22 protein-coding genes, 5 pseudogenes and 1 other annotated feature are annotated in these 19,111 nt (G+C 63.0%); of the genes and pseudogenes, 15 read left to right on the top strand and 12 right to left on the bottom strand.

Features of this window, described 5'->3' with window-relative positions:
- Both AAIL68_RS15765 and AAIL68_RS15760 read right to left on the bottom strand, forming a co-directional pair.
- Nucleotides 1-818 (bottom strand): annotated as a pseudogene (locus AAIL68_RS15765) (helix-turn-helix domain-containing protein); the annotation flags it as partial.
- Nucleotides 819-914: 96 nt separating this feature from the next.
- Entirely contained in the window at nucleotides 915-1,076 is a 162-nt protein-coding gene (locus AAIL68_RS15760) for a hypothetical protein (RefSeq protein WP_347140677.1), read from the bottom strand.
- A 427-nt stretch (nucleotides 1,077-1,503) separates the two neighbouring features.
- Here AAIL68_RS15760 and AAIL68_RS15755 point away from each other — a divergent pair, with 427 nt between their 5' ends.
- On the top strand, nucleotides 1,504-1,881 hold the full coding sequence (locus AAIL68_RS15755; protein ID WP_347140680.1) for a S24 family peptidase: 378 nt from the start codon (nucleotides 1,504-1,506) through the stop codon (nucleotides 1,879-1,881).
- Nucleotides 1,808-2,002 (top strand): hypothetical protein, encoded by a 195-nt coding sequence (locus tag AAIL68_RS15750; protein ID WP_347140682.1) that lies wholly within the window; start codon nucleotides 1,808-1,810, stop codon nucleotides 2,000-2,002. The genes AAIL68_RS15755 and AAIL68_RS15750 overlap by 74 nt, the downstream gene beginning before the upstream one ends.
- Nucleotides 2,003-2,358: 356 nt before the next feature.
- Here AAIL68_RS15750 and AAIL68_RS15745 read toward each other — a convergent pair whose 3' ends face one another.
- From AAIL68_RS15745 to AAIL68_RS15735, 3 genes are all read right to left on the bottom strand, one after another.
- On the bottom strand, nucleotides 2,359-3,336 hold the full coding sequence (locus AAIL68_RS15745) for a hypothetical protein (RefSeq protein ID WP_347140676.1): 978 nt from the start codon (nucleotides 3,334-3,336) through the stop codon (nucleotides 2,359-2,361).
- On the bottom strand, nucleotides 3,333-3,488 hold the full coding sequence (locus AAIL68_RS15740) for a hypothetical protein (RefSeq protein ID WP_347140675.1): 156 nt from the start codon (nucleotides 3,486-3,488) through the stop codon (nucleotides 3,333-3,335). Before AAIL68_RS15740 ends, AAIL68_RS15745 begins: the two co-directional genes overlap by 4 nt.
- Before the next feature lie 154 nt (nucleotides 3,489-3,642).
- Nucleotides 3,643-4,314, bottom strand: coding sequence for a TetR/AcrR family transcriptional regulator (locus AAIL68_RS15735; protein WP_347140674.1), 672 nt, complete (start codon nucleotides 4,312-4,314; stop codon nucleotides 3,643-3,645).
- 98 nt (nucleotides 4,315-4,412) lie between these two features.
- Here AAIL68_RS15735 and AAIL68_RS15730 point away from each other — a divergent pair, with 98 nt between their 5' ends.
- The 9 genes and pseudogenes from AAIL68_RS15730 to AAIL68_RS15690 all read left to right on the top strand — a co-directional run bounded on the left by AAIL68_RS15730 (nucleotide 4,413) and on the right by AAIL68_RS15690 (nucleotide 11,083).
- On the top strand, nucleotides 4,413-4,778 hold the full coding sequence (locus AAIL68_RS15730; protein ID WP_347140673.1) for an ethanolamine utilization protein EutQ: 366 nt from the start codon (nucleotides 4,413-4,415) through the stop codon (nucleotides 4,776-4,778).
- Entirely contained in the window at nucleotides 4,775-6,094 is a 1,320-nt protein-coding gene (locus tag AAIL68_RS15725; protein WP_347140672.1) for an FAD-binding oxidoreductase, read from the top strand. Before AAIL68_RS15730 ends, AAIL68_RS15725 begins: the two co-directional genes overlap by 4 nt.
- Nucleotides 6,095-6,120: 26 nt before the next feature.
- Nucleotides 6,121-7,134: a TRAP transporter substrate-binding protein DctP gene (gene dctP, locus AAIL68_RS15720; protein WP_347140671.1), complete on the top strand. Its 1,014-nt coding sequence runs from the start codon at nucleotides 6,121-6,123 to the stop codon at nucleotides 7,132-7,134.
- Nucleotides 7,135-7,156: 22 nt separating this feature from the next.
- A complete protein-coding gene (locus tag AAIL68_RS15715; RefSeq protein WP_347140670.1) occupies nucleotides 7,157-7,663 on the top strand; it encodes a TRAP transporter small permease in 507 nt (168 codons plus the stop codon).
- 2 nt (nucleotides 7,664-7,665) lie between these two features.
- Nucleotides 7,666-8,955 carry a TRAP transporter large permease gene (locus tag AAIL68_RS15710; protein ID WP_347140669.1) on the top strand — a complete coding sequence of 430 codons (1,290 nt, stop codon included), beginning with the start codon at nucleotides 7,666-7,668 and terminating at the stop codon, nucleotides 8,953-8,955.
- Between the two features lie 65 nt (nucleotides 8,956-9,020).
- Nucleotides 9,021-9,883 (top strand): annotated as a pseudogene (locus tag AAIL68_RS15705) (DDE-type integrase/transposase/recombinase); the annotation flags it as partial.
- Between the two features lie 337 nt (nucleotides 9,884-10,220).
- Nucleotides 10,221-10,400, top strand: a complete 180-nt coding sequence (locus AAIL68_RS15700; RefSeq protein ID WP_347140679.1) for a thiamine pyrophosphate-binding protein — start codon at nucleotides 10,221-10,223, stop codon at nucleotides 10,398-10,400.
- On the top strand, nucleotides 10,352-10,522 hold the full coding sequence (locus AAIL68_RS15695; protein WP_347140668.1) for a thiamine pyrophosphate-binding protein: 171 nt from the start codon (nucleotides 10,352-10,354) through the stop codon (nucleotides 10,520-10,522). Before AAIL68_RS15700 ends, AAIL68_RS15695 begins: the two co-directional genes overlap by 49 nt.
- 147 nt (nucleotides 10,523-10,669) lie before the next feature.
- Complete coding sequence (locus tag AAIL68_RS15690; protein WP_347140667.1) at nucleotides 10,670-11,083, top strand: hypothetical protein; 414 nt, start codon at nucleotides 10,670-10,672, stop codon at nucleotides 11,081-11,083.
- A gap of 331 nt (nucleotides 11,084-11,414) precedes the next feature.
- Here AAIL68_RS15690 and AAIL68_RS15685 read toward each other — a convergent pair whose 3' ends face one another.
- Nucleotides 11,415-13,076 carry a BCCT family transporter gene (locus tag AAIL68_RS15685; RefSeq protein WP_347140666.1) on the bottom strand — a complete coding sequence of 554 codons (1,662 nt, stop codon included), beginning with the start codon at nucleotides 13,074-13,076 and terminating at the stop codon, nucleotides 11,415-11,417.
- A 373-nt stretch (nucleotides 13,077-13,449) separates the two neighbouring features.
- Here AAIL68_RS15685 and AAIL68_RS15680 point away from each other — a divergent pair, with 373 nt between their 5' ends.
- Nucleotides 13,450-13,842 carry a glucose dehydrogenase gene (locus tag AAIL68_RS15680; protein ID WP_347140665.1) on the top strand — a complete coding sequence of 131 codons (393 nt, stop codon included), beginning with the start codon at nucleotides 13,450-13,452 and terminating at the stop codon, nucleotides 13,840-13,842.
- 10 nt (nucleotides 13,843-13,852) lie between these two features.
- On the top strand, nucleotides 13,853-16,057 hold the full coding sequence (locus AAIL68_RS15675) for a pyrroloquinoline quinone-dependent dehydrogenase (RefSeq protein ID WP_347140664.1): 2,205 nt from the start codon (nucleotides 13,853-13,855) through the stop codon (nucleotides 16,055-16,057).
- Nucleotides 16,058-16,268: 211 nt separating this feature from the next.
- Here AAIL68_RS15675 and AAIL68_RS15670 read toward each other — a convergent pair whose 3' ends face one another.
- Together AAIL68_RS15670 and AAIL68_RS15665 are read right to left on the bottom strand one after the other, a co-directional pair.
- A complete protein-coding gene (locus AAIL68_RS15670; RefSeq protein WP_347140663.1) occupies nucleotides 16,269-16,841 on the bottom strand; it encodes a hypothetical protein in 573 nt (190 codons plus the stop codon).
- Nucleotides 16,842-16,998: 157 nt separating this feature from the next.
- Entirely contained in the window at nucleotides 16,999-17,202 is a 204-nt protein-coding gene (locus tag AAIL68_RS15665) for an STAS domain-containing protein (RefSeq protein WP_347140662.1), read from the bottom strand.
- 6 nt (nucleotides 17,203-17,208) lie between these two features.
- Between AAIL68_RS15665 and AAIL68_RS15660 the strand changes: the two genes are divergently transcribed.
- On the top strand, nucleotides 17,209-17,535 hold the full coding sequence (locus tag AAIL68_RS15660; RefSeq protein WP_347140661.1) for a hypothetical protein: 327 nt from the start codon (nucleotides 17,209-17,211) through the stop codon (nucleotides 17,533-17,535).
- Here AAIL68_RS15660 and AAIL68_RS15655 read toward each other — a convergent pair.
- The 3 genes and pseudogenes from AAIL68_RS15655 to AAIL68_RS15645 all read right to left on the bottom strand — a co-directional run.
- Nucleotides 17,480-17,704, bottom strand: coding sequence for a SulP family inorganic anion transporter (locus tag AAIL68_RS15655; protein ID WP_347140678.1), 225 nt, complete (start codon nucleotides 17,702-17,704; stop codon nucleotides 17,480-17,482). The two genes, AAIL68_RS15660 and AAIL68_RS15655, sit on opposite strands and share 56 nt — an antisense overlap.
- A complete protein-coding gene (locus AAIL68_RS15650) occupies nucleotides 17,680-17,895 on the bottom strand; it encodes a hypothetical protein (protein ID WP_347140681.1) in 216 nt (71 codons plus the stop codon). Before AAIL68_RS15650 ends, AAIL68_RS15655 begins: the two co-directional genes overlap by 25 nt.
- 91 nt (nucleotides 17,896-17,986) lie before the next feature.
- Nucleotides 17,987-18,139: pseudogene (locus AAIL68_RS15645) on the bottom strand (hypothetical protein); the annotation flags it as partial.
- Nucleotides 18,140-18,170: 31 nt separating this feature from the next.
- Nucleotides 18,171-18,226, bottom strand: a sequence feature (sul1 is cis-regulatory element that is thought to sense ions involved in sulfur or methionine metabolism; They are found in Alphaproteobacteria).
- Between AAIL68_RS15645 and AAIL68_RS15640 the strand changes: the two are divergent.
- Nucleotides 18,211-18,423, top strand: a pseudogene (locus AAIL68_RS15640) (catalase); the annotation flags it as partial. It overlaps the preceding feature by 16 nt.
- Nucleotides 18,424-18,514: 91 nt before the next feature.
- Here the strand turns inward: AAIL68_RS15640 and AAIL68_RS15635 are convergent.
- Nucleotides 18,515-18,727 (bottom strand): annotated as a pseudogene (locus AAIL68_RS15635) (IS6 family transposase); the annotation flags it as partial.
- Between the last annotated feature and the right edge of the window lie 384 nt (nucleotides 18,728-19,111).

Here is a 19,111-nt window from a genome sequence, read left to right as displayed (position 1 = left end):
CACCTTGAGATAGGTGAAGTCGGTTTGCCACATCTCGTTTGGCCGAGTGGTCTTGTCCCTGAACTCGTCCCCGGCCTTGATCACCACATAGGCCGGGCTGGTGATGAGGTCATAGGACTTCAGCAGCCGATACACGGACGCTTCTGACACGAAATACTTTTCTGTATCCGTGAAGCGAACGGCCAACTCCCGCGGCGAAAGGTCCGGCTCGCTGAGTGCCAGTTCCACGATCCGATCACGCACAGCATCGGGGATGCGGTTCCAGACCCGGGACGGCCGTGAGGGGCGGTCTTCCAAGCCTTCCGGGCCGTGTTCGACATATCGATCATACCACCGGTAAAAGGTCGTGGGCGGCACCCCGATCTGTGCCAAAGTCCTGCGAACCGGCAGGTGGGATTGCTCGACGATGCGGATGATCTCGAGCTTCTCGGATGCTGGGTATCTCATTCGTGCTCGCCCCCAGCCCCGGTCGTGTTTTTTTTGAGCAGGCGGTTCTCGAGGGTCAGGTCGGCTACAACCTCCTTGAGCGCCAGTGCTTCGGCGCGCAGGTCCTTGACCTCCATGCTGGTCGCCTGGCGCGCCGTGTCACCGGCGAGGCGCTTCTTGCCAGCCTCGAGGAACTCCTTCGACCAGCTGTAATACAGGCTCTGCGCGATCCCTTCGCGACGGCACAGCTCGGCAATGCTGTCCTCGCCGCGAAGACCCGCCAGGACAATCCTGATCTTCTCTTCGGCGCTGTGGATCTTGCGCGTCGCCCGGCGGATATCTTTGACCGCCTTCTCCGCCTCGGCTTTCGTCGTCATGGGTTTCTTGCTCATCTTCGCTCCATAAGCGCTACGATGAGCCAAGAACCCTCCGTCACGCAATCGGCCTAATCTGTTCCATGGGCGCTGACGTCAGACAGTTCGCCTCCACTAAGCGGCAACCAACTCTAGGGTCGGAGCCGTCATCATGGACCGGCAAAGCGAGTCTACAAGAACCGATCCCACGGATCGCTGGACCTTGCATCCGTTGCCTTGTTGCGCCTGTCTGTAGTTCTGCAGGAAGGCGATGATGTCTGGATCGATGATGCCCATCTATGCACATCCTCCCGTTGTATTCTGCCCGATATTTTCTTGTTTCTTGCGAGCATTTATTGAAAGAGCGTTTCAGAGCGCAAGAGTTCCAGTAACTTAATGAAGATTAAGTCTTGGGATGTTGCCCAAATAGACAAGTTGCCGTTCGCGTCATGTTCAGACACAAGAGGCTCATCAGCCGGGCGGCACCTGTGTTGTATCATGGTCCCGAGTGCTTGCCGTCCGGCTGGAAGATCCGGCCAGAACCATGCTCCATGCGGGCCAACCTGTGCCGGACCCGCAGCCTATCCCCACCTTTTTGTCCATGCCGTGAACCGTGGTCCTTGACGATCAGGGGCATATCGGAACCATGCCATATGTTCACTGATTGTTCTGGTCCGTGTCACTTGATCTTCATCCTCTCAGCGTCACGCTGATCGAGCGCGCCATGCCGTTGGCCGCCATTCAGGTGCCAGCCGGTTTTCCCTCGCCTGCGGCCGACGATCTTGAGGACACGGTTGACCCTATGAAATGGGTTATCCGCCACGAACACGCGACCTTCTGGTGGCGCGTCTCGGGCGATAGCCTGGAAGCCGAGGGCATCCTTGACGAGGATCTGATCGCGGTGGACGGGGCCGGACGGCGGCGCAGCGGGCGCATTGTCCTGGCCGTGGTCGATGGACAGATCACCGTCAAGAACTCGCCAAGCGGGAGGGCGGGTGGTTCCTGGACCCGCACGCCCGCAGCGACGGATGACCGTGGACTTCGGCAAGGCCGTCACGGCGGCCGAGTTCCTGTTTTCGACCAAGACCGAGCCGGGCTATGACGGATACGGCATCTCGCAAGTGAGCGTGGTCCCGGCACCCGTTCCGGTCCCGGCTGCGGCCGTGCTTCTGGCAAGCGGGTTGGCCCTGATGGCCGGTTTGCGGCGGCGTGCCCGCCGCTGAGGTTGCGGCGGGCTTCCCACCCGCCTGGCTGCCGGGGGCTGCCATCCCTTGGGACGCGGACCTGTTCGTGGTGTGGGGCGCGGCAGCTTCCCCTGGTTTATCGCTGTTCGTCTCAGGGTCGGATTAGCCTGTACAAAAGACCAGTTGGTCAAAAAACAACCTCAGGGTAACATGTTCGTATTTAGTGCCGTCTGTAGGTGTTTCCATGTACCGATCTGAAAGTGTTTCCGCTTTTCGCCCCGCTGTGTCTCCAGACGACTGGAGCATGATCATTTCGGCGATAGGTGCGTATTCTCACAACCTTGAATACCGCGACCTGCTCGCGCGCCTGGAACGTCAGGCCAAGCTCAACGGGATCACGACCCCATCGCGAGTTTCTTCCTGACCTCTCGCAATTCCCACCTGCAAGGATTGCTCGGGCTTGCGACCACATCGCTTGCCCGGCTCCATGGGTGATCCATCCTTCCAGGCAGAACCATCCCTCGCACGCAAGGGAATGAGGAAGAGGCAGCAGTCATGGAAGCGCTCGCGAGGGTGACAATCCCTGCGGGCGCAATTCCGGATGATGTCAAGGAAGACAGGGCCGTGTGATATAAGCCGTCAAGAATTTTTCCTGCGATCGCGAAGCCTTGCATCAGATCCAGAGAAGCCGCCAGAGCAGTGACAAGCATGTCAATGTTTCGCGACGATCCAGTCCAGCCATGTGCCTTCAGCACCTGCCTGAAGCTCTTCCCATGCAGGCAGATCGCATCCACCAAGGCGCGATCGGTGATGATGCGCGCGCCCTTCTCGCCCCGCACCGAAGGCCGCACCCGTCTGACAACCATGGCCGCGCCGGTGCCGATCAGCCGCTGCAAGCGCTGGATTTCCCGACCCTCCGCCACGAAGGCGTCGATGAACTCGCCGCCCGAGGTCGCGCCGCAGCTGCCCCGCGTCTCAAGGCTGGCGCATTTCATGCCGCCCGCGTCGTGCCGCTCGACCAGGTCGCGATAGCGCCGCGCGATGTTGACCTGCCCCTTGGTGAAGGGAGACGTGCCAGGGTTGCCGTCCTTGTCCTTGCGCGCCTCCGCCCGGCGTTGCAGATCGTCGAAGATGTCCATGGCCTTGACGGCATTGAAGCCGCGCCAGCCCGTGGCCTCGACCTTGTAGCCGCCCTTCGCCTTTTCGTCCGGCATGACGACATGCGGGGTGAAGCTGCGCTGCGGGCCGCGCGCCGGCGCAATCGGGATCGCAGGCCCGGATCCTTCCACGGGCGTGGCCCGCGCCAGAATGGCCGCAAGACGCGCCGCCTCATTCTCCAGCCGTTCGGCCGCGGCCTTCCTGTCGATCATCATGCTGCTGTCCCTTCCTGCGCGGCTGATTGGATGGCTTCGATTTCGGCAAGGTCGGCGTGCCACGCCGCCAGCCATGCCTTTTCGTCATTCGTGGCCCGACCGGCCTCGATATTCTCGCGGTTTTCTTGGGCGACTTCATCAATGCGGGCCAAGGGGGCATGGAGCAGGACGATGACCGCCCGGTCCTGCAGCGCGTGCGAGGCTTCATCGATGGACCAAGCAATCGCAATCAGATGAAACCGCCGTTCCCCTTCGCTTGGCTGAGCGGCAAGTCTTGCAGGTGCAGCAGTTAAATCCGGTGCAGACCTAACCGCCCCAGAGGGTTTTCTTTTCACCGACCTGCCGCATGAATTCCTGCTCGGCTTCATGACCAAGCTGCCGGTCGGTGTAGGTTTCAAAATAAAGAGGAAGATAAGACAAGCGTTCCGAAAGCGTCTCCTGAACGTTCAAAGCGTAATAGCCCATCTGCGTGTAGTAGAAATTCCGGGCCCGGATAACGGCTTCGCGTTCGGCAAAGCCGCCTTCTGCAAACATGGCAATCAGGGCCTCCATGCGCTTCCGGTCAGTCTCCTTGATGACGGCCTGCAGCTTTGCATCGCCCCGGGCCCAGTCCCGCACCGCGAACTCGAGCTTTGGATCGAAGAGGTCTGGATCTACCCAGCACATGAAGAGTGCGAGCACCCTGTCCTCCAGGTCACCCGAGTCAGTGGCGGCGCGAATGACACTGGCGGTGTTTGTCTGCTCCCAGACCTCCAGCATGGCTGCAAGCAACGCGCCCCGATCAGCGAAGTGCCAGTAGAAACTGCCCCGCGTGACGCCGAGGCGGTCTGCCAGACGTGTGATGCGAACCGCATCAACTCCGCTCTCGACAAGAAGATCCAGTGCTGCAGACAGCCAGTCGGCGCGGCTCAAACGGGGTTGTTGAGGCCCCTCCTCACCATCCCGACTGACGCGCTCGAGGACTTCACGACTTTTCATTGACAGTTCCATACACGATTGTATCCATAGATACACACCTGTATGGAGGGCGGCCAGAGCCCTCCGCCGTCAGGTGTGAAGAGCGATGAGGGGGAAGAATGACAAAAGCCGGAAAATCGCCCGCGCGGGTGAACCGCTTTGCCGGATTGGATTTCCAGCCGCGCTTTGCCCATCCGGACATGGCAGAGGTCGTGGAAGTCGCGGGCCTTGCCGATCGCAGCGAATTGTCGGGCGGCTTTGCCCGCTTCAAGGACGCCGACATTCCTTGGCAGGTCAAATATGACGAACTGATCCTGGTCATCTCCGGCACCTTTGCTGTCGAAACGCCCGAAGGACTTCTGGAAGCCGGACCGATGGACACCATCTGGCTGCCGGCAGAAACGCCCGTGCGTTACATCTCCCGCGATGCCCTCGTTTTCTACAGCCTGCAACCCGCAAGCTGGATCAACGAGCCTTCGGCATGACCCGCATCGCTCTCTTTCCCAAGGATGACCGCACCAACGGTTGGAGCGCGCTTTTGCCGCCGCGCCAGCCGCGGCCGGCGCTGAAGGGAGATATTACGGCAGACGTCATCGTGATCGGCGCAGGTTTCGCGGGGATCGGTGCTGCACGCCGGCTCGGCGAATTGCGCCCCGACGCAAAGGTCGTGGTTTTTGATGCCCAGCAACTGGGCGAGAATGCGTCCGGCCGCAATTCAGGCTTCGCCATCGACCTGCCCCATAATGTGGGCTCCTCGCTGGAGGAGCTTGCCAAGGGCAACGCCTATCTCCGCCTGTCGCGCGCCGGGATCGCCTCGCTCCGTGACTGCGTCCATCGCTATGGGATCAACTGCGACTGGAGCGAGGATGGAAAATACCACACCGCCACATCCGATCACGGTGCAGAGGAGGTCCTGAAGCCCACCGTCGAAGAACTGAACCGTCTGGGCGAGCCCTATGAATGGCTTGGCCGCGAGGAGACTGCCAGAAGGCTGGGCACGCGGCATTTCGCGGCTTCGGTCTATACACCCGGCACGGTGTTGTTGAATCCGGCGGCGCTGAACCGTGGCCTGGGTGAGAACCTGCCCGAGAACGTGACACTCTATGAGAACTGCCCGGTGCTTGAGGCGGACTTCGGTTCGACCATCACCCTTCGGACGGCGAACGGCTCCGTTCGGGCGCCCAAGGCAGTCCTGGCGGTCAACGGACTGGCCATGCGGTTCGGGTTCTGGAAGGGCAAGCTCCTGAACTTCGCCGCCCATGCCAGCCTCACACGAAGGCTGACAGAGGCCGAGCAGGCAACCTTGGGCAATATCGCGCCCTGGGGCTCGACTCCGGCCAATGCCTTTGCGGGCATCACGATGCGCTATACCAACGACCGCCGCATCCTGATCCGCCAGAACATTCACTTCTGCCCCGAGTTGCGCCAGTCGGACGAGCGCCGGCTGAAGATCCGCGCCGAGCATCAGCGCCTTTTCGAACAGCGTTTCCCGATGCTGAAGGGCGTGACGATGGAGCACACCTGGACGGGCTATATCTGCCTGTCGCGCAATGGGGCGCCAGGGTTTGGCCAGGTTGCCCCGAATGTCTGGAGCGCGGTCTGCCAGAATGCCGTGGGCGTCGCCAAGGGCACGATCAGCGGCCGGCTGGCCGCCGAGATGGCCCTGGGCGAGGACAACCCGCTGATCGCCGACATGATCAGCCTGGGAACCCCCACGCCTGTTCCACCGCGGCCCTTCCTCGACATCGGGGTCAGGGCGCGGTTTGCCTACGAACTGTTCAGGAACCGACACGAGGCCTGAGGAGAGGCCGTCTCAAGGGAAGAAACATGATGACGAACGCTCTGCGCAGCCTCAAGGGCGCGACACTGCTGGCTGCATTCCTGTCATGCGCGGCATGGGCCGGACCGGCCATGGCCGAGACGCTGAAGATCGCGACCGACTCAGGGGCCAAGGGCTCCGAGCCCGGGAAGGCCATCGACGCCTGGGCCAAGGCTGTCGAAACCGCGACAAACGGCGAATTGACCTTCGAGATCTTCTACCAGAACGAACTCGGCGGCCAGCAGGAAGTCTTTGACCTGCTCATGGCAGGCGATATCGACCTGATGCTGAACTGGCCGATGACCTCCTATGATCAGCGCATCTCGCTGATCTACACCCCCTACATGTTCACCGAATGGGAAAAGGCCTTGGCAGCCTATGGCAAGGATGGCTGGCTCAGCACCGCGCTGTCGGACGTTTATGCAGACAATGGCCTGAAGTTCCTCGGCGCCTGGCCCGAAGGCTTCAATGGCGTCGGCACCAAGGACGGCCATGCGACGACCGTCGAGGCGGCGAAGGCCTTCAAGGTCCGTGTGCCTCCGGTCTTTCCTTTTACCGAAACGATCGCAGCCATGGGCTATCAGACCGCCACCATCGACTGGGGCGAGCTTTATTCAGCGATCCAGACCGGCGTGGTCGACGGCGACAGCGCCAACGTGATCTTCTATGACTACGAGTATTTCGGCGACGTCCTCACCGATTACGTCCACAGCCGCCAGCAATTCCTGACAGGCATCCTGACGGCCAACCTGGAGACTTGGGACGCGCTCTCTCCCGAACACCAGGCCGCGGTCGCGGCAGGTGCTGAACAGGTCATGCTGGCCCAGTTCGAGAACGCCCAACGCGCCGATGAAAGCTATGTCGAAGAGTGGAAGAAGCTTGGCCACACCTATGTGGAACTGAGCGACGAGGAACTCGCCAGCCTCAGGGCGACTGTGCGCGACACGGTCTGGCCGCAGATGGAGGCGATGATTGGTGCCGAGCTTCTGGACCTCGTGCGCCAGAATACGGCAGCCGACTGAGCAGGACCCCGCGGAGGAGCCGGTGATCACCTTTCTGAGCATTGCGGACCGGGCGCTTGCCTGGGTCCTGGACCTGATTGTTCTTGCCACCAGTGCCGTGGTCACGCTGGCACTGGTCAGTCTGGTGATCAGCCGGTTCTTCTTTGGCTACTCGCTTGTCGGAATGCATGAGGCGAGCCTCTTGGCGGCTGTCTGGCTTTACATGGCGGGCGCCGTTCTGGCGTCCCGCCGCAACGAGCATCTGGTCGTCGACTTCCTGGCAACGTCGCTATCGTCGTCACGCGCAAAAGCCGCACACAGCCTGGTCGTTTCCATCCTGACGCTGATCATCGCCGGCTTTTTCGCTCACTGGGTCTGGAAGATGCTGGCCTGGGGCATGAAGCGTCCCCAGAGCATTCCCGTGCTGGACATCCCGCTGGTCTGGGCACAGATGCCGCTGGCGCTCGCAGCATTTTGCGCCATGATCTATGCCTTGCGTGATATTGCGCGCGCGGCACTCCAGCTTTCCTATCTTCGCAAGGAGGCCTGAAGATGGAAGGATTGCTGGTTCTCGGCCTGCTGTTGCTGCTTCTCGGCATCGGACTGCCGGTCGCCTGGTCCTTTGCCGGCGTGGTGGCGGCTCTGGTCTGGCTCTACGACGTCAACCTGAACACGCTGATGCTCCAGGGCTTCAGGTCGCTGAATTCGGTCATCCTGCTGGCCCTGCCGTTGTTTATCCTGGCAGGCTATCTGATGCAGTCGGGCGGCATCGCGGGTCGCTTGGTGGCCTTTCTGGAAATGGCGATCGGGCGGCGCCGAGGCGGCATGGGCAATGCCATGGTGGGCGCATCTGGCGTTTTCGGCGCCATTGCGGGCACCGCGACAGCAGCGGTCGCTGCCATTGGCACCCTGATGATCGACCCCATGGCCGAGCGCGGCTATCCGCGCGGATACTCGGCAGCCCTTCTCGGAATATCCTCTCTGCTGGGTATCCTGATCCCGCCCTCGATCACGATGATCCTCTTTGCCGTTGCCACGCAGCAGTCTGTTGCTGCCTGCTTTGCGGCCTCGATCATGCCCGGCATCCTGCTGATGTTCGGCCTCATGATCTACAACCGCAGCCAGGTTGGCCGAAACTTCCGGGAACTTCGGCAAGACGTTCGTTTATCGGGCGGGGAAAAATGGCGCATCACGCTTCGCACCCTGCCGGCGCTCTCTCTGCCGGTTATCATCATCGGCGGCATCTACGGCGGCGTCTTCACGCCGACCGAGGCCGCGGCCTTTGCCGTGGTCGCCGCGGTGCTGGTGGGCCTCTTCATTTATCGTGACATGAGCCTGCGGCACCTGCGCGACAGCACGGTCGCTGCAGCAGAGACGACCGGATCGATCGTGCTGATCCTTCTCTTCTCCTTCGTCATCGGCCGCATTCTCGTGGCGGAACGCATTCCGCAGGATCTGACGGAGTTGGTGGCCTCTCTCGTGAGCAGCCCCATCGGGGTCATGCTGCTGGTGAACGTCTTTCTCATCATCGCGGGAGCGATCGTGGACGACGTTTCCGTCACCGTCGTGATCGCGCCCCTCCTCCTGCCGCTGATGATGTCCGTGGATGTTCACCCGGTCCATTTCGCGGCCATTGTTGCGACCTCGGTGGTCATCGGCGCCAACAGCCCTCCCATGGCGCCTGTCCTGTTCATGGCCTGCCGGATCGGCAAGGTTTCTGTCCATCATGCCGTCGGACCTGCTCTGCGGATGATGGCCTTGGTCGCCCTGCCCGTGATGATCCTCACGACCTTCATCCCCTCGCTCTCGCTAGCGCTGCCACGCTGGCTGGGGCTGCTTTGAAACTAAGGGCCGGGTGGTCGTTGATGCTGAACCGACGATCACCGGGATTTAATCCTATCTAAAGGAGGGTCGTCGAGGAGACGCTGGGCGTCGCCCGTTCGAACCTGGTCGACCGATTGAATAGCAAAGCGAAGCCGCGGCGGCGCTACCATAAAGCGCAAGACGCGGCGGTGGTGCCGCTCATCACGGCGCTTGTCGCAGCACGGCCCGACCCACGGCTACCATCGGATCACGGCGCTCCTGAACCGCCAACTGCGGTCGGAAGGCCTGGCACCGGTCAATCACAAGCGCACCTACAGGATCATGAAGGCTCATAACCTATTGCTGGCGCGGAAATACTCTGCGCGGCCGGAGCACATCCATGACGGCAAGATCATCGTGATGCGCTCGAACCTCCGCTGGTGCAGCTTTGAGTTCACCCAGCTCGGAACGGCGATGTGATCCGCGGCGCCTTTATCATTGATGCCCAGGACCGCGAGATCATCGCCTGGAGGGCTGTGGTCAATGCCGGCATCAGCGGGTCCGACATTCGCGACATCATGCTTGAAGCCGTGGAGCGGCGGTTCAAGGCATTGCGTGCGCCAGCGACAATCGAGATGCTGACCGACAATGGGCCGCCTTACATCGCAAAGGATACTCAGATCTTCGCCCATCAGTTCGGGCTGAAACCCTGCTTTACCCCGGTGCAGAGCCCACAAAGCAATGGCATCTCGCTCGCCATATCCTCGTACCGATGGCGGACAATGGCTCGCCCCTTCGTGAAGACACTGAAGCGCGACTACGTCCAGATGACGCCGCTGCCGGCTGCCCAGACCGTCCTTGGATTGATCGGAAGCTGGTTCGAGGAGTACAACGACAACCCCCTCACTCAGGGCTGAAGATGCGCTCGCCCCGCGAGTTCATTGCTGCTCAAGCCGCAACCGCCTGAGTGTCCGGCGAAATGGGGGCAAGACCACTTGGCATGGCGATAAATCATTGCCTGAAACGGGGTGGCCAGCATGTCGAGGCACATCATTTCCCGCTGATGATGGCCTGCGTCGAGATCTGCCAGACCTCGGCGAGCTTCATGCTGAACGGCACCGGCCTGCACAAGGCACCTGTGCGGTCTGCGCCGAAAGCTGCCGGAAAATGGCAGCCTGATAGGATCACGATAGCGCGCCCGGGTTCAGCGCGCAGGGAACCTCTCCGCCGTCGTTCGGTTGCTCTGCTGGATGACGCAAAGGGGCCGTGCGATTGCGGCGGTCGGGGATTTCTTCTGACAAAGGCTGTGGGACTGGGGCGTCCGCCACGTCTTCGGCTATCCTGGCGACGGCATCCACGGACTTCTTGGCGCGTTGCGATGGCGGGGCGGCGATATCGAGTTCGTGCAGGTCCGGCACGAGGAAATGGCCGCTTCATGGCCGTGGCCCATGCCAAGTTCACAGGAGAGATCGGCGTCTGCCTAGCAACCCCGGGGGCCGCGCATCTTCTGACCGGGCTTTACGATGCGCGCGCCGACCATATGCCGGTTCTGGCGATTGCAGGGCAGCAGGCGCACACCGCGCTTGGCGCGCATTACCAGCAGTAAATCGACCTGGTGTCGATGTTCAAGGACGTGGCGGGCCATCATGTCCACACCGTCATGGTTCCCGAACAGGTCCGTCACCTGACCGATCGGGCCTTCCGCGCGGCCATCGGCTAGCGGCGCGTATCGGCCCTGATCTTTCCCAATGACTTGCAGGAACTGGACTATGTCGATCCGCCGCGCGCATGTATCCGTCTTTTCCGGCACGGGCTATTCCCTCCCCGTCGTGATCCCCAAGAGGCCGACCTGAAGCGCGCGGCCGAGATCCTGAACGCGGGCGAAAAGGTCGCGATGCTGGTTGGGGCGGGCGCCCTGGCGGCCCAGGACGAGGTTCAGGTCGCGCCCCGGTTAGAGAACCGCCCACACCCGGAAGGAGGTTACCAAGAGGCCAGACATCGTTCCGGGGCCAAATTTCCCGATTATGTCCTGCCCGGCCATACCAAGACTCGTCGCCGCATGTACGATCTGCAGGGCGATCAGTTGATGATCGTGGTGCTGACGCGCGGCTTCCTCTGCCCCAAGGATCGCCAGCACATGCTGGAATTGGTGCGGTTCCACCCGTAGTTCGTCGTCGATTATCCGCGACCCGCGCGTCCGCGACCTTGCCGACGGGATCATCGAGGCGCAGGTGCGGGAAATCGGAGAGATGAGAAGCCTTATTGCCGATCTGGAGAAAAATCCGCCGCTCAAGGAGGCTGAGGATCTGTCGCCCCTCGACCCCCCTCGGATGACGGGGAGCTGAGGGCGGTCAGGAACAAATCCCCGCACCACGCGCCGAGCCCTGTATCTGACGGCAAGAAGGTGCGGGGTACCCGGAGCCCGGACAGCCGAACGCCTGGTATTGCGGTGGCAGCGTGGATGTGATCCCGCCTTCTTGAAGACGGGACCGGGTTTTTTATCGCGGTTCGGCCCTCAATCCCTTGACCAGTGCGAAACACGCGCTCAGCAGCACGATGGCGAAGGGAAACCCTGTCGAGACTGCCATTGCCTGCAACGCCGCCAGCCCGCCGCCTAGCATCAGCGCAATGGCGACAAGGCCTTCGAACGTCGCCCAGAAAACGCGCTGGGGAACCGGGGCATTGATCTTGCCCCCTGCGCTGATCGTGTCGATCACCAGAGAGCCGGAATCGGAGGAGGTGACAAAGAACACGATCACCAGCACGATCCCGATCAGCGAGGTAATCGCCGTCAGCGGCAGATGGGCCAGCATCTCGAACAGCTGCAACTCCAGCGCCGCATCCTGCACCGAGGTCAGGCCCTGGTTCATCACCTGGCTGATCGCCGTGCCGCCAAGCGTCGTCATCCACAAGGTCGAAACCACTGACGGGATCACCAGCACCGCGATCAGAAGTTCGCGCACCGTGCGGCCCCGGCTGACGCGGGCGATGAACATGCCCACGAAAGGCGACCAGCTGATCCACCATGCCCAGTAGAAGGCCGTCCATCCCTGGCGGAAGTTGTCGTCGTCCCGCCCGAACGGGTTGGACAGCGCGGGCAGGTATTCGGCATAGGCCAGCAGGTTCTTGAAGAAGCCCGTGGCGATCTGCAGCGTCGGACCGACCGCGATGATGAAGACCAGCAGCAGGAAGGCCAAGCCCATGTTGATCTCAGACAGAAGCTTGACGCCCTTGTCCATGCCGGCAATGACCGAGGCCGTGGCGATGCCGGTGATGATGATGATCAGAACGATCATCGCGCTGGTGGTCGCAGGCAGCCCGAACAGGAAGTTCAGCCCCGCGCTGGCCTGCTGTGCGCCGAAGCCCAGCGAGGTCGAAAGCCCGAAAAGCGTGGCGAACACCGCCAGAATATCGATCAGGTGTCCCGGCCAGCCCCAGACCCGTTCCCCGAAGATGGGGTAGAAGATCGACCGAAGGGTCATCGGCAGGCCCTTGTTGAAGGAAAACAAAGCCAGCGACAGGGCGACAACGGCATAGATCGCCCAAGGGTGCAGCGCCCAGTGGAAGATCGTGGCAGCCATGGCAAGGCGCCGGGCGCCCTCGGCATCGCCGGGCGCGCCATGCAGCGGCGCCCAGTCGGTCCGCAGCCCGTCCGGCCCGACGACGGGCCCGTCAAAGGCGGCGGTGAAGTTGCCCAGCGGCTCGGCCACGCCATAGAACATCAGCCCGATGCCCATGCCCGCCGCGAACAGCATCGAGAACCAGGACGCATAGCTGTAATCGGGCGTCGCCTCGGGGCCACCCAGCCTGATGCGGCCCAGGGGCAGAACGATAAGGGCCACGCACAGCAGCACAAAGACATTGGCGGCGATGATGAAGAACCAGTCCAGGTTCGCCGTCAGGAAACCCCGCAGGCCAGTGAAGAACGGGGCCAGCGTGTTCTGGAACATCAGCGTCAGCAGGGTAAAGGCGACCACCCCGATCGCCGAAACGCTGAAGACGACGTTGTGGATGTCCAGTTCGAACACGAACCGGCGGCGATAGTTGATGTTGTCCTGGCCGATCTCGTAATCGGTCTGGATGATCTGCGTCGCACCTTCTGGGGCCGGGATGGCGTCCGGTGCTTCGGGACCAAGGGGAATATCGGAGTTCTGGGTCAAGACCACTCCTTCTTGGCTTGGGTTGGTGTCGATCTGCGGATCTCCCAAAAGGCAAAGGTGGACAAGGCGGACGCCGTTGCGCTGTTTTCAGGCATTGCCATCCTACAGGCTTGCGCGCGAGATCACAAACAATCCGGCATTGCAGCAAAAGCTTCCGCCTGATCCTCTTGCCTCAAGATTTGCCGCCGGCCGTGGAAACGCACCCGATCCTGCGGGACGAACAACTGCGGTTTCGGGCAATCCAAACCCATGCGCGTTTGTGGCGGATCGGCACTTTCTGCACGTTTTCAGGAACGGCAGCCTTCCCTCTGGGTTGCAATTCCAGTCACCGGCTCTTGCAAAGGCTGGATTCGACAAGCTGAGAGGAGCAATCATGGCCCATCTTCGCACCGATCCCGCGCGCTTGCGCAGGCCGGATCCCCTGCGCGGCGGCGGTTGGTGGATCGCCGCCGTCATCCTTGCCATTGTGCTGGCGCTGTTCGGGCTGGCCCTGTTGGGCGGCGGCATCTGGCTGATCGTTCTTGGCGGAAGCTGGTATTATGCCGTCGCCGGGGCAGGGTTGTTGGTGACGGCCTGGCTGCTGGCCACCCGCAGCAGCGATGCCTTGCCGGTCTACGGCCTGATCTGGCTGGGCACGGTGGCCTGGGCCTTCTGGGAGGTAGGCACCGACTGGTGGGCGCAGGTTCCCCGCCTTGTCGCGCCCACGGTTGTTCTGGTCCTGATCCTGTTCGTCGTTCCCGCCACCGCCACCCGCCGCGACCGCTGAGGGCATCATCATGCGCAATCCCCTGCTTTCCGCCTCGGTCATCGCGATGCTGACGGCCTGGGCGGCCCCCCCGGTTCTGGCGCAAGCGCCAGACGCGCCGCAAGCGCCCGCGACCCAACCTTCTCCCGACCCGGCGGCCGAAGCGCCCGCGCCCGCCGCGACCCTTGACGCAGCGCCGGCACCAGAAAGCCCTGAAGCTGTCGATCCCGCCTCTGCCGCCGAAACGGTCGATCCGATCCCAAGGTCCGACCAGACCGACCGCAGCCCCCGGCCGCAGCCGCAGATCGGCGCCGACTGGCCCTTCTGGGGCGGCGATGCGCAGGCCACACGCTATTCTCCGCTGGACCAGATCACCCGCGACAACGTGGGTCGGCTGGAGCGCGCCTTTGTCTATCGCACCGGTGACATGCCAACCGGCAGCGCCGAGGGCAAGTACGCGGCAGAAACCACGCCGCTGAAGATCGGCGATCAACTGGTGATGTGTTCGGCCAAGAACATCCTGATCTCGATCGACGCGGAAACGGGCAAGGAGAACTGGCGCTTCGACCCGCAGGTCAGCAACGACGCCATCCCCTATTCCGCGTCCTGCCGGGGCGTGTCCGTCTATACCGCGCCCGACCTGGCAGAGGACGCGCAATGCAAGACCCGCGTGATCGAAGGCACCATAGATGCCCGCCTGATCGCGGTCGATCTGCGCACCGGCCAGCCTTGCAGGGATTTTGGCGAAGGCGGTCAGGTGGACCTGTGGCAAGGGATCGGCGAGAAGGTGCCCGGCTGGTATGCCGTCACCGCGCCCCCGGCCATCGTGCGCGGCGTTCTTGTCACCGGCGCGCAGGTCAAGGACGGCCAGGCCGAGGACGCGCCATCAGGCGTGATCCGCGGCTTCGACGCGGTCACGGGCGAATTCCTGTGGGCCTGGGATCTGGGCAGGCCCGGCGAATACGGCCAGCCGCCCGCCGGCGAAACCTTTACCCGCGGCACGCCCAACATGTGGACCACCGCCACCGCGGACGAAGACTTGGGACTGGTCTATCTGCCGATGGGCAATTCCTCGGTCGATTACTACGGCTCGAACCGCTCGGACCTGGAAAACCAGTGGGCGACCTCGCTGGTGGCGCTTGACGCGCTGACGGGCGAGCCGCGCTGGAACTTCCAGACGGTTCACAAGGATGTCTGGGACTATGACCTGGGCAGCCAGGCGACGCTGCTGGACTTCCCGACCGGAGACGGGCAGACCACCCCGGCGATCCTGTTGCCATCGAAGCAAGGTGACATCTACATCCTCGACCGCGCCACGGGCGAGCCGCTGACCCCCGTGGGCGAGGTTCCGGCCCCCGACGAAGGCAGCGTCGAGCCTGATTTCCTGTCCCCCACGCAGCCAACATCGGAATGGCACACGCTGCGCAAGGACAATCTGGTCGAAAAGGACATGTGGGGTTTCACCCCCATCGACCAGCTGTGGTGCCGCATCCAGTTCCGCCGCGCGAATTACGCGGGCTTCTACACGCCGCCGTCAGCCGACAAGCGGTGGATCCAGTATCCCGGCTATAACGGCGGATCGGACTGGGGATCGGTCGCGGTGGATACGGATCGCCAGATCATTGTCGCCAACTACAACGACGTGCCGAACTTCAACCGCCTAATCCCGCGCGAGGAGGCCGACCGGATGGGCCTGCGCCCGATCAATGCGCAGCCGCCGGGCGGTGAGGCGGGCGAGAACGCGGATGTCGGCGGGGCCGAGGGCGCGGGCGATCCCCAGGCCGGTGCCCCTTATGCCATAGACGTGAACGCGGGCTGGCGCAACGACGTCACCGGCGTTCCCTGCACGCGGCCCCCCTATGGCGGCATCCGCGCCATCGACCTGAACACCGGAAAGACGCTGTGGGACACCCCCATCGGCACCGCCCGGCGCAACGGGCCTTTCGGCATCCCCTCCATGCTGCCCATGAAGATCGGCACGCCCAACAACGGCGGGTCGGTAGTCACCGCAGGCGGGCTGATCTTCATCGGCGCCGCGACCGACAACCTGTTCCGCGCCATCGACATCGAGACCGGCGAGACCCTCTGGCAGGACGTGCTGCCCGCAGGCGGGCAGGCCAATCCGATCTCCTACGAGGTGGACGGCCGCCAGTATGTCCTGATCGCCGCGACGGGCCATCACTTCATGGAAACACCCATCGGCGACTACATCATCGCCTATCGCCTGCCCGAATGACTGCCGGCTTCGGGCCGCCGCGGGTCGGCGGCCCAGCCCGCCATGGCAGCGCCTGCCGCCGCGAACACATGAAAGGAAAAGCGCCCTGCACTGGGAAACCATGCTGTTTCAGAATTGGGGTTCAGCATGCGGCGATCATAGGGGCAGGGGATCAGGATTTCACCACCAGACCCGAAATCCGGGCCCGAGCGGCCGGTGCGGCCCTTTGTGATCACAGCCGGGCGGCCAGTTGGTTCTCGATCCGGCGGCGGCCCTCCCGTCCCCGGATCTGCTCTGCATAAAGGGTTTGTGGCCGCAGGATCAGTTGCCCGTCGCGGTGCTGAACGGCGAAGGCCCGCCGGGCGGCCACGATCCCCGACGCGGCCGCGGTCACGGCTGCGACGGTGATCTCGATCCGGGAAAGATCGCCGTCGCTTCTGTCCCGGCGCGGCCCCCAGGCGGCGCGATCCAGCAGATCGTCGATGGTGCCGATATCGATATGTTCCCCGCTTTTCAGGGGCCGCTGCAGGGTCGCCCCCCTCGCGCTTCCCGACGCGCCGCCTTCCGTCTTGTCGATCACGGATACGAGGTCTTCGGCGCTCTCGGTGCTGCGCCCCAGCAGGATGTCGAGGACATAGATCGGCTCCAGCCCCAGATTGCTGATCAGGACGCGACCGCCAAGGCCCCGTTCGCCGCCCATGGTGATCAGGATTTCGCTGCGCCGCTGGCGCCGCAGGCTTTCCACAAAGACGTGGAGATACGCAATCCAGACCCCGGCCGTGACCAGTGCGATGACCGCCTGCACAACAGAGGCGTGCTGCAAGACCCAGTTCCACATGCCTTCGAACGGCCCCAGGCTAGGTTTGGTTGCGAGCCTTCGCGCAGGGCCGCCCGATCAGCGTGCTTCGTCTTGGACCGCCGACCTGCCGATCCACCAGATGAACAAGCACCTTGAAGCGAATTCAGGCAGGATGCTCCAGCCCCTTGAGCGTGACGGGCAGGTCGTGACGCAAGAAGCGGTCCCGCACCTTTTCGACAGCCGCCATGGCCGTGATGTCCCACAGCCTGGCGCGCGACAGGTCGATGGTCACCGGACCATTATGGTCGATCGGATCGAAGGCCTCGATAAAAGCCTCGGCCGAAGCGAAGAAGATCTGCCCTTCCATGATGGAATGATCGCCCTCACGGCGGCATGCTGCATGGCGGCCACCTTTGCGGCAAAGAACACGCCGCTCATCAGCACGCCGATCAACATCCCCAGCGACAGGTTGTGGCTGAGGATCGTTACCGCCACCGTCGCCAGCATGACCAGATTGGACAAGGCCGGTGTGGAGCGCAGCCGCCTCAGGGATGCCCAGTCCAGCGTGTCGATGGACACCATGATCATGATCGCGACCAAGGCCGCCACCGGCACCTGGCCGATCAGATCGCCGGCCACCACCATCAGTGAAAGCAGCAGCCCCCCTGCGGCCAGCGTCGAAAGCCGCCGCCATATTTGACGTTCGAGACGGTCTGCCCGATCATGCCGCAGCCCGCGATGCCGCCAGACAGGCTGGCGGCAACATTGGCCAGCCCCAGGCCGCGCGCCTCGGCATTCTTGTTGGACGGCGTGCCGGTCTGGTCATCGACCACCCCCGCCGTCATCAGGCTTTCCAGAAGGCCGACCATCGCAATGGCCAGCGCGGGAACAAGGATGACGCCGTCAGGCGCGGCGCAAGATAGATCACCGCAAGACCGGCGGCGATCACGGCATAGCCGCTGGCCCCGGCATTCGCGATATGCGGCAGTTGCGCGGCAAAGATCAGGATGGCCAGGGCGTTGACAAAGCCTGTGCGGACCGAGTTCGAGACATAGCGCATGAGCGTGGTCAGCCGGGCAAAGCCGACCGGCCGCCGCCGAGATCATCGCGGGCCTGCCACCGAACAGGGCGATGACGATGCTGATGACAAACGAGGCATGAAGCCCGACGGCGGGATCGATCCCGGCGGTAAAGGAAAAGGCGATGACTTTGGGGATCAGGGCAAAGGTTGCCACCGCCCCGGCGAGGATTTCGCGGACAGGATTGTCCTTCCACTGGCGCAGGTAGTGCCGTGCAATATTCATGATGATAAGGTGCGAGGACGCGTCTGAGATGCGTTGTCCGGCGGATCGGCGGTCGGAATAGCCATCCGGCCTTGCACCGGGTCCATGCGATTGGCCGTTCCTTAGCGGGCGCTGCCAAGCTGATAGTTCCTCTGCGCGACTTCAGCTATCCGGGCACCCAGTTGAAGGGGCTTGGCAGCTCGGACTTCAACCATCTTCCCATCAATGCCCCGCGCTGCCCATTCCACCATTTTCAGCAGGACGGGCACACGGCCATGCACAATCCGCGCGACCGGGCGGACGACGAACCGAACAGTTGGGGCGGCGCGCGAGAAGCGGCCCAAGGGGGCATCCGCGCCTATCCTGCCAGCTATGGCGGGGAAAAGGCCCGGATGCGGTCGGCTGCTTTCGCCTACGGCATCTTCCGCAACCAAGCCGGCATAACGTTCCACCCACCTGTTGAGCGGTGCATGATCGACCGTGACTCCGCGCTCGGCCATGATCTTCTTGAGGTCGCGACGCGATAGGATAGGTTGTAGCGCAAGTAGAAGAAGACAGCGTACAGGATGATGTCTTGGGGAAGTGCGCACCCTTGAACGAGACGGCCATAGCTTCTCTCCGCCGTGCTGCTGTGAGCAAGCATAGCGTACTCATGGCAAGAGCTTGCGGATGAGACGCTGCCCTCCGACGCTCTGCGCTGGCTCGTCCTGAAGCGATGCAGCGGAAGATACCCCTGCCGGGTGCGGATGCGGCATGCCGAGAAAGCGGATCGCCTTGCGCGCGACATCATGGAAGTCATGGAGCCCGCAGCGGGGCGCGGATGACATCGGGGAGATCGCCATAATCGCCGGAACTGGCGTCCTGCCACCGGCCGCCGGCGCCCTAGCCCGTCTCGGACCCTGTCAAGCGCACGAACATGCTGCGGCCGGGCGCATTGTGGACATCGCCGACGATCCAGTAACGGCAGACCTTGCGACCGGCCGGAAGATAATA

The organism is Paracoccus sp. SSK6 (assembly GCF_039770665.1).
Taxonomy (GTDB): Bacteria; Pseudomonadota; Alphaproteobacteria; order Rhodobacterales; family Rhodobacteraceae; genus Paracoccus.
The sequence above is the reverse complement of the archived record's forward strand: the minus strand, read 5'-3'. Positions and strand labels throughout refer to the sequence as shown.

Coding starts and splice junctions, on each gene's coding strand:
- AAIL68_RS15760 (WP_347140677.1), bottom strand. CDS start 1,076: ATGGGCATCATCGATCCAGACATCATCGCCTTCCTGCAGAACTACAGA.
- AAIL68_RS15755 (WP_347140680.1), top strand. CDS start 1,504: ATGCCGTTGGCCGCCATTCAGGTGCCAGCCGGTTTTCCCTCGCCTGCG.
- AAIL68_RS15750 (WP_347140682.1), top strand. CDS start 1,808: ATGACCGTGGACTTCGGCAAGGCCGTCACGGCGGCCGAGTTCCTGTTT.
- AAIL68_RS15745 (WP_347140676.1), bottom strand. CDS start 3,336: ATGATGATCGACAGGAAGGCCGCGGCCGAACGGCTGGAGAATGAGGCG.
- AAIL68_RS15735 (WP_347140674.1), bottom strand. CDS start 4,314: ATGAAAAGTCGTGAAGTCCTCGAGCGCGTCAGTCGGGATGGTGAGGAG.
- AAIL68_RS15730 (WP_347140673.1), top strand. CDS start 4,413: ATGACAAAAGCCGGAAAATCGCCCGCGCGGGTGAACCGCTTTGCCGGA.
- AAIL68_RS15725 (WP_347140672.1), top strand. CDS start 4,775: ATGACCCGCATCGCTCTCTTTCCCAAGGATGACCGCACCAACGGTTGG.
- dctP (WP_347140671.1), top strand. CDS start 6,121: ATGATGACGAACGCTCTGCGCAGCCTCAAGGGCGCGACACTGCTGGCT.
- AAIL68_RS15710 (WP_347140669.1), top strand. CDS start 7,666: ATGGAAGGATTGCTGGTTCTCGGCCTGCTGTTGCTGCTTCTCGGCATC.
- AAIL68_RS15695 (WP_347140668.1), top strand. CDS start 10,352: ATGGCCGTGGCCCATGCCAAGTTCACAGGAGAGATCGGCGTCTGCCTA.
- AAIL68_RS15680 (WP_347140665.1), top strand. CDS start 13,450: ATGGCCCATCTTCGCACCGATCCCGCGCGCTTGCGCAGGCCGGATCCC.
- AAIL68_RS15675 (WP_347140664.1), top strand. CDS start 13,853: ATGCGCAATCCCCTGCTTTCCGCCTCGGTCATCGCGATGCTGACGGCC.
- AAIL68_RS15665 (WP_347140662.1), bottom strand. CDS start 17,202: ATGGAAGGGCAGATCTTCTTCGCTTCGGCCGAGGCTTTTATCGAGGCC.
- AAIL68_RS15660 (WP_347140661.1), top strand. CDS start 17,209: ATGATCGCCCTCACGGCGGCATGCTGCATGGCGGCCACCTTTGCGGCA.
- AAIL68_RS15655 (WP_347140678.1), bottom strand. CDS start 17,704: ATGGTCGGCCTTCTGGAAAGCCTGATGACGGCGGGGGTGGTCGATGAC.
- AAIL68_RS15650 (WP_347140681.1), bottom strand. CDS start 17,895: ATGCGCTATGTCTCGAACTCGGTCCGCACAGGCTTTGTCAACGCCCTG.